The organism is Armatimonadota bacterium (assembly GCA_031081585.1).
Classification (GTDB): Bacteria; Sysuimicrobiota; Sysuimicrobiia; order Sysuimicrobiales; family Humicultoraceae; genus Geohabitans; species Geohabitans tengchongensis.
Genome location: JAVHLY010000009.1, coordinates 84,939 through 91,424 on the forward strand (window position 1 = coordinate 84,939; position 6,486 = coordinate 91,424).

At 73.4% G+C, this 6,486-nt stretch carries 8 protein-coding genes; all 8 read left to right on the forward strand.

All coding sequences use genetic code 11. From position 1 onward, the window contains the following. The first annotated feature begins 18 nt into the window (after nucleotides 1–18). The 8 genes from RB146_05325 (at nucleotide 19) to RB146_05360 (ending at nucleotide 6,479) form a co-directional block, all read left to right on the forward strand. Nucleotides 19–1,695: a methylmalonyl-CoA mutase family protein gene (locus tag RB146_05325; protein ID MDQ7828401.1), complete on the forward strand. Its 1,677-nt coding sequence runs from the start codon at nucleotides 19–21 to the stop codon at nucleotides 1,693–1,695. Nucleotides 1,696–1,780: 85 nt separating this feature from the next. Continuing rightward, the gene (locus tag RB146_05330; protein MDQ7828402.1) at nucleotides 1,781–2,197 is read left to right on the forward strand and encodes a cobalamin B12-binding domain-containing protein; all 417 of its coding nucleotides are present in this window, start codon (nucleotides 1,781–1,783) and stop codon (nucleotides 2,195–2,197) included. After that, nucleotides 2,155–3,120 carry a tRNA (adenine-N1)-methyltransferase gene (locus RB146_05335; protein ID MDQ7828403.1) on the forward strand — a complete coding sequence of 322 codons (966 nt, stop codon included), beginning with the start codon at nucleotides 2,155–2,157 and terminating at the stop codon, nucleotides 3,118–3,120. The genes RB146_05330 and RB146_05335 overlap by 43 nt, the downstream gene beginning before the upstream one ends. Beyond that, on the forward strand, nucleotides 3,093–3,542 hold the full coding sequence (locus RB146_05340; protein MDQ7828404.1) for an SRPBCC family protein: 450 nt from the start codon (nucleotides 3,093–3,095) through the stop codon (nucleotides 3,540–3,542). Before RB146_05335 ends, RB146_05340 begins: the two co-directional genes overlap by 28 nt. A 130-nt stretch (nucleotides 3,543–3,672) precedes the next feature. After that, complete coding sequence (locus tag RB146_05345; GenBank protein MDQ7828405.1) at nucleotides 3,673–3,816, forward strand: hypothetical protein; 144 nt, start codon at nucleotides 3,673–3,675, stop codon at nucleotides 3,814–3,816. Between the two features lie 190 nt (nucleotides 3,817–4,006). Beyond that, nucleotides 4,007–5,107 (forward strand): DegT/DnrJ/EryC1/StrS family aminotransferase, encoded by a 1,101-nt coding sequence (locus tag RB146_05350; GenBank protein MDQ7828406.1) that lies wholly within the window; start codon nucleotides 4,007–4,009, stop codon nucleotides 5,105–5,107. Then, nucleotides 5,104–6,036, forward strand: coding sequence for a Gfo/Idh/MocA family oxidoreductase (locus RB146_05355; protein ID MDQ7828407.1), 933 nt, complete (start codon nucleotides 5,104–5,106; stop codon nucleotides 6,034–6,036). The genes RB146_05350 and RB146_05355 overlap by 4 nt, the downstream gene beginning before the upstream one ends. 23 nt (nucleotides 6,037–6,059) lie before the next feature. Further along, nucleotides 6,060–6,479, forward strand: a complete 420-nt coding sequence (locus tag RB146_05360) for a secondary thiamine-phosphate synthase enzyme YjbQ (protein ID MDQ7828408.1) — start codon at nucleotides 6,060–6,062, stop codon at nucleotides 6,477–6,479. The last annotated feature ends 7 nt before the right edge of the window (nucleotides 6,480–6,486 follow it).

A 6,486-nucleotide genomic window follows, 5' to 3' on the forward strand; every position in this document is an offset into this window, starting at 1 on the left:
GAGGGAGGCGTAGCACCGATGGACCCGGAGGCGCTGGCACGCCTGGAGGCGGAGCGTCGCCGCTGGGAGGCGACGACCCTGCGGGAGGCCCTGGCGGCGCGTCCCGAACGGCGGGAGCGCTTCTCCACGATCTCGGACGTGGAGGTCGGGCGCCTCTACACGCCGGCGGACGTGGCCGACCTCGACTACCTGCGCGACCTGGGCTTCCCGGGGGAGTACCCCTTCACCCGCGGCATCCACCCGACGATGTACCGCGGACGCCTGTGGACAATGCGGCAGTTCGCCGGCTTCGGCACGCCCGAGGAGTCGAACCGCCGCTTCCACTACCTGCTGCGGCTCGGCCAGACCGGGCTCTCGGTGGCCTTCGACATGCCCACGCTCATGGGCTACGACGCCGACCACCCGCGGGCACAGGGCGAAGTGGGGCGGGAGGGGGTGGCCGTCTCCTCGCTGGCCGACATGGAGGTGCTCTTCGAGGGCATCCCCCTCGACGAGATCACCACCTCGATGACCATCAACGCCCCGGCCAACGTGCTCCTGGCCATGTACGTGGCCGTGGCGGACCGGCGGGGCATCCCGCGGGAGCGCCTGGGCGGCACCACCCAGACCGACATCCTCAAGGAGTTCATCGCCCAGAAGGAGTGGATCGTCCCTCCGCGGGCCAGCATGAAGCTCGTGCAGGACATGCTGGTCTTCGGGGCGCGGGAGCTGCCGCGGTGGAACGTCATCTCCATCAGCGGCTACCACATCCGGGAAGCCGGGGCCACCGCCGCCCAGGAACTGGCCTTCACCCTGGCCGACGGCATCGCCTACGTCCAGGCGGGGATCGACGCCGGGCTGGACGTGGACGCCTTCGCCCCGCGCCTGTCCTTCTTCTTCGACTGCCACATCGACTTCTTCGAGGAGATCGCCAAGTTCCGCGCGGCGCGGCGGATGTGGGCGCGGATCATGCGCGAGCGCTTCGGGGCCCGCAACCCGCGCGCCTGGTGGCTGCGCTTCCACACCCAGACCGCCGGCGTGAGCCTCACCGCCCAGCAGCCCCTGAACAACATCGTGCGCGTGGCCCTGCAGGCCCTGGCGGCGGTGCTGGGCGGGACGCAGTCGCTGCACACCAACTCCATGGACGAGACCTACGCCCTCCCCACCGAGGAGGCGGTGACGGTGGCGCTGCGCACGCAGCAGATCATCGCCTACGAGACCGGGGTGGCTGACACCGTCGACCCGCTGGGCGGCGCCTACTACGTCGAGGCCCTCACCCGGGAGCTGGAGCGGCAGGCCTGGGCCTACATCGAGCGCATCGACGCGCTGGGGGGTATGGTGGCGGCCGTGGAGGCCGGCTACCCGCAGCGGGAGATCGCCGAGGCCGCCTACCGCTACCAGCAGCAGCTCGAGCGCGGTGAGAAGATCATCGTGGGGGTGAACGCCTTCGTCGACGAGACGCCGCGCCCCATCCCCATCCTGCGCATCGACCCGGAGGTGGAGCGCCGCCAGGTGGAGCGGCTGCGCCGCGTGCGCGCCGAGCGGGACCCGGCGCGCGTGGCCGAGGCCCTCCACCGCCTGCGGGAGGCCGCCCGTCGGGGGGACAACACGATGTACCCGATCCTCGACGCCGTGAAGGCCTACGCCACGGTGGGGGAGATCTGCGACGTCTTCCGGGCGGTCTACGGGGAGTACCGCGAGCCGGCGATCATCTGAGGGCAGCGTCCGGCGGCGCGGCTTCAATGCCGCCGGCGCCCGCCGGTATACTGGGGACGGGCACGACCGGAGTGCTGACAGCCCGATGCCGGCGGAGTCCAAGATCCGCATCCTGGTGGCCAAACCCGGCCTCGACGGGCACGACCGCGGGGTCAAGGTGGTGGCGCGCGCCCTGCGCGACGCCGGCTTCGAGGTCATCTACACCGGACTGCACCAGACCCCGGAGATGATCGTGAACGCGGCCATCCAGGAGGACGTGGACGCCATCGGGCTCTCCATCCTCTCCGGGGCCCACAACACCCTCTTCCCGCGCATCCTGGAGCTCCTGCGGGCCCGCGGGGCGGACGACATCGTCGTCTTCGCCGGCGGGATCATCCCCGAGGAGGACATCCCCGCCCTGAAGGCGGCCGGCATCGCCGAGATCTTCACGCCCGGGACGCCGCTCGGCACCATCGTCGAGTGGGTGCGCCGGCACGTGAAGCCGCGGGGAGTGGCGGCCTGACCGGGCCGGCGGGCGGCGCCGCCTCCCCGGGCCAGGCGGAGGCCCCGGGCGGCCTCCGGCCGGGCGGGCCGCTGCAGCCCGGCGAGCCTGTCCTCCTGGTGGACCGCAAGGGGCGCCGGTATCTCATCACGCTGACCCCCGGGCGCGTCCACGACCTGCGCGGCGGGCGCATCCCCCACGACGCCCTGCTCGGGCGCGAGGAGGGCGTCCTGGTGGAGACCTCGCTGGGGGAGCGGGTGCGGGTGCTGCGGCCCACCCTGGCGGAGTTCGTCCTGGAGATGCCCCGCGCGGCCACGGTGATCTACCCGAAGGACCTGGGGGTCATCCTGGTGTGGGGCGACCTCTACCCGGGGGCCCGGGTGGTGGAGGCCGGCACGGGGTCGGGGGCGCTGACCATGGCCCTGCTGCGGGCGGTCGGCCCGACGGGGCGGGTGGCCTCCTACGAGGTGCGCCCCGACTTCGCCCGGCAGGCGGCGCGCAACATCGCCCGCTTCCTCGGGCCCACGCCCGCGCTGGTGCTGCGGGAGCACGACATCACCGCTGGGATCCCCGACGCGCCGGCGGACCGGGTGGTGCTCGACCTGCCCGAGCCGTGGCGGGTGGCCGGCCACGCCGCCCAGGCGTTGCGCCCCGGCGGGATCTGGCTCTCCTACGTCCCCACCGTGCCCCAGGTGCAGCAGACGGTGGAGGCGCTGCGGGCCACCGGCGCCTTCGTCGGGGTGGAGACGGTGGAGGTGCTCCTGCGCGGCTGGAACGTCGAGGGACCGAGCGTGCGCCCGGCCCACCGCATGGTGGCGCACACGGGGTTCATCACGGTGGCCCGGCGCATCGCTCACCCCGGCGCGGGCGCGGCGCCGGGCGCAGGCACGAACGGCGCGGGGGAGGGAGGAGAGCCATGGCCCGCGTGGAAGCCACGACGCTGATTGCCGCCCCGCTGGAGGAGGTCTACCGGCAGGCCCGGGCGGTGGAGGAGTTCCCGGAGTTCATGCCCGACCTGGAGAGCGTCGAGGTCCTGGAGCGGACCGACGACCGCACGGTGACCCGCTGGGTGGGCGTGGTGCAGGGGCGCAAGGTCCGCTGGGTGGAGGAGGACCACTGGGACCACGCTTCCCACACCTGTCACTTCCGCCAGCGGGAGGGGGACTTCGCCCACTACGCCGGCGTCTGGCGGTTCGAGCCCGCGGGGGAGGGGACCCGCACCTCCGTGATGGTTGACTTCGAGATTGACCTGCCGCTGGCGGGTCCGTTGCTCAGCACGCTGCTGCGCACGTTGATGCGCAAGAACATCGAGGCGATGCTGGCGGCCTTGAAGGCCCGGCTGGAGGCCCCACCGGCCCGGGCCTGATCCCCGTCGCCGGGCGCGCGCCGCCCGGTCGGGGCCCGGAGTGCGTCGTCGGCGTGCCGCCGGGGGCGGGAAGAGCGTGGTCGGGGACGGGAAAAACAGCGGGGGACTCTACGGTACAGGAGGTGCAGCGATGGTCACCTGGCTCCAGACTTACATCCGTCACGTGGTCGGCCGCTACCTCGACAACGAGTCCGGGCAGGACGTCCTGGTCTGGTTGCTCGTCCTCTTCGTGATCTGGCTGCTCGTCGCCGGCCGCCGCGTCGTGGTCCAGTAAGCCCCCAGCGGGTCGGAGGCCGAGGTCAGCGGGGCCGCGTCCACCCCCCGGCGCGGCCCCGTCGCCGTCTGCGCCGGTTTCCCCGCGGTGCGACCGGTCGTGCGCGGGGCCGGTCGTGTCGCGCGCCGCCTGCCACCCCGACCAGCCGAGAAAATTGTCCGGCGAGAACGGAGATTATAAGATAGTGCCCATGCGCATGGCCGTTACCATCCCCCTCGCCCGACCCCTCATCGGCCACGAGGAACGCGAGCGCATCCTCCAGGTCCTGGACTCCGGCATCCTGGTCGCCGACCGCGTCGTCCGGGAGTTCGAGGAGGCCTTCGCCGCCTACCTGGGCGTGCCGTACGCGGTCGCCACCTCCTCGGGGACCGCCGCCCTCCAGGTGGCCCTTCAGGCGCTGGGCATCGGCCGGGGGGACCGTGTCGTCACCACGCCCTTCAGCTTCGCCGCCACCAGCCACGCCGTGCTGCACGTGGGGGCCGAGCCCGTCTTCGCCGACGTCGACCCGCGCACGTACAACCTCGACCCGGATGCGGTCGAGGCCGTGGTCCGGCGCGGCGGCATCCGCGCCCTCCTGGTGGTCCACCTCTACGGGCTGCCGGCGGACATGGACGCGCTGGGCGCGCTGGCGGAGCGCCACCGTCTCCTCCTCATCGAGGACTGCGCCCAGGCGCACGGCGCCGCCTGGCGCGGCCGGAAGGTCGGCACCTTCGGGCACGCGGCGATCTTCAGCTTCTACCCGACGAAGAATATGACCACGGGCGAGGGGGGCATGGTGGTCACGGCCGACCCGGAGGTGGCCCGCGTGGCCCGCCTGCTGGTCGACCCGCGGGGCGACGCCGAGTACCGCTACGACATCGTCGGCTACAACTTCCGCATGACGGACATCGCCGCCGCCATGGGGCTGCCGCAGCTGGCCCGCCTGGAGCGCCACAACGCCGTACGGCGGGCCAACGCCGCGGTCCTCACCGAGGCGTTCCGGGACCTGGCGTGGCTCCGCCCGCCCGCGGAGCCGCCCGGCGCCCACCACGTCTACAACCAGTACACCGTGCGCGTCGAGGGGCGCGATGCCTTCGCCCGCTACCTGGCGCGGGAGGGGATCGGGCACAAGGTCTTCTACCCGGTGCTCATTCCGCACACGCCGGCCTACCGGCGGCTGGGGTTCGACGGGCACTTCCCCGTCGCCGAGCGCCTCACCCGGGAGGTCCTCTCGCTCCCCGTCCACCCCGGGCTCGCCCCGCAGGACCTGCGGCGCATCGTCGACGTGGTGTCGGCCTACCGCCCGACATGAGGGACCGGGTCCGCGTCGCCGTGGTCGGCCTGGGGCAGTGGGGGCAGCACCACGTGCGCGCCCTGGCCTCGCTCCCGGGGGCCGACCTCGTCGGGGTGGTGGACCGCAAGGCCGCCACGGCGCGCGCCCTGGCGCACCGCTACGGCACCCGGGGCTACCTCGACCACCGCGACCTGCTCGGCGCGGTGGACGCGGCGGTCATCGCCGTCCCCACGGCCCTGCACTACGCGGTGGCCCGCGACTTTCTCGAGGCCGGGGCCCACGTCCTGGTGGAGAAGCCGATGACCACCACGCTGGATGAGGCGGAGGCGCTCACCGCCCTGGCGGGCGCGCGGGACCGGGTCCTGCTGGTGGGGCACATCGAGCGCTTCAAGCCGGCGGTGCAGCGCCTCTTCCCGCTGGTGCGGGCGCCGCTGGCGGTGCAGGTGCGGCGCGTCCGCCCCTACGACGTCACCCGGACGATGGACGTGGGCGTGGTCATGGACCTGATGATCCACGACATCGACATCGTCCAGGCGCTCGTCCCTGGGCGGATCGAGGAGATCCACGCCATCGGCGTCCGCGTGCACAACTCCCACGAGGACCTGGCCGTCGCCCAGCTGCGGCTGAACACCGGCTGTCTCGTCACCCTCACGGCCAGCCGGGTGGCGGCCACCAAGGCGGTCGACCTGGAGGTGACCATGGCCGACCGCGCCGTCCATCTGGACTTCCTCCACCAGACCCTCACCGTGCGCCACGACCGCGGCGAGACGCAGCGCATCAAGGTGGAGGCGCAGGAGACGCTGCGGCTGGAGCTGAACCACTTCCTGGCCTGCGTGCGGGGGGAGGCCCAGCCGCTGGTGAGCGGGGCGGACGGCCTGCGGGCCATGCGCCTGGCCACGATGGTGCTCGACCGCATGGTGGAGATCGCCCCGCCGGTCCGTGTCTAGGGGCCGCGTCCGGTTCCCGGTCCGTGGCTAGCCCCCGGTCGGCCGCCCCCTCGGGCTGGACCGCGCTGCGCGTGCGCAGCCGGGCCCGCGTCGACCTGGTCGACATCACCGAGACCGTCGAGGCCGCGCTGCCGGCAGAGGCGGAGGGGGCGCTCGCGCTCTTCGCCCCGCACACCACCGCGGCGCTGCTCGTGAACGAAGGGGAACCGGGCCTCCAGCAGGACCTGGTGGCCTGGCTCGAGCGGGTGGCGCCGCGCCAGGGCGCCTACGCGCACAACCGCGTCGACCGCAATGCCGACGCCCACCTGCGCGCGGTGCTGCTCGGCCCGTCCCTCCTGGTGCCGGTGGCGGGTGGCCGGCTGCACCTGGGGACCTGGCAGCGCCTCTTCCTGGCCGAGCTGGACGGCCCGCGCACGCGGGAGGTGCTGGTCCGCCTCGTGTGACGCCTAG